The following is a 1,097-nucleotide window of genomic DNA, read 5'->3' on the forward strand; positions in this document are numbered from 1 at the left end:
CCGACACGCCTCGAATCGGATCACCCCGCTGGCGGCTCACTCAACCTGACAACGCCGTTCAGCCGTCCCACCCACCACAAAGTCGGCACAAAACCACGCCGAACTGATTAAGGACTTGCAGGGGATCAACACGTTTGTTTGATCTTGCTTTGATCAGGCTCGAGGAATCTGGCGATGTCGTTCGGGGTGCGGAAACAGGCTGTGGAGGCGGGGACGGTGACGCGGTGGGCTTCCAGGAGCGGGCGGACGTCTTTCACTGCACGGCTGATAGTCATCGCGGTGGTGTTGAAGAGCTGGCCGAGAAGTTCCTGGAGAGTGTGTTTCCGCAGGCAGAGGATGGTGACCAGGATCTGGTCGGCGTGAGTGAGGACGGTTTGCGGCCTGTGCCACGGGCGACGCGGCGTTGTCCGCCGCGGGCTGCGTGGCGGGCCTGCTCGCGGCGCTCTTCCAGCTCGGGGATCAAGATGTGGGTCAGGTCGCTGAGTTGCTTGCGGGACATGCCGGTCAGCTCCGGGTGTCGCAGGTCATGAGGCGTGAGGGAGTCGGAGCCGTCGGATGACCGACCGCGTTGCTGGGGAAAGCCTGGACACGATCGGTGGTCTGCGGGGTAGAAGGTGTAGTTCCAGTCTCCGTGAAAGCGGTGGCGTATGATCGGCAGGGCCACAATGACCTCGTTGCTGATGCGGATGCCGGTGGGGTACTCACCGCTGTCGAGTTCGGCGTGCACTGTCAGACCGGTGCGGCTGGTCGTCGCGGCAATGGTCCGCAGCATGACTTCATGACTGGTCAAGGGCCTGCCACGCCAGTTCATGGTGATGTGGGAGAACAGCCGGTGCTCGATCTTGTTCCACTTCGATGTGCCAGGTGGCAGATGGCACACCGTGATCTCCAGGCCCGTTTCGCTGGCGAGGTCGGCCAGGTGGGTCTTCCAGCCGCGGGTGCGGTAGCCGTCGGCAGTGATCAGCAGTCGGCGAGCGCGGGGGTAGTCGTGCCGGCCTCGGACCTGCCACCAGCGGCGGATCGAGGCGACGGCGAACGCCGAGGTGTCGTGATCGGTGCCGATGGTGACCCAGCCGGTGTTCGCGGCCATGTCGTAG

General features: G+C 64.1%; 1 pseudogene. It reads right to left on the bottom strand.

Features of this window, described 5'->3' with window-relative positions:
* Positions 1-598: 598 nt before the first annotated feature.
* Positions 599-1,097, bottom strand: a pseudogene (locus ACFVZH_RS40450) (ISAzo13 family transposase); the annotation flags it as partial.

It is taken from the genome of Streptomyces sp. NPDC059534, assembly GCF_042743475.1.
Taxonomy (GTDB): Bacteria; Actinomycetota; Actinomycetes; order Streptomycetales; family Streptomycetaceae; genus Streptomyces.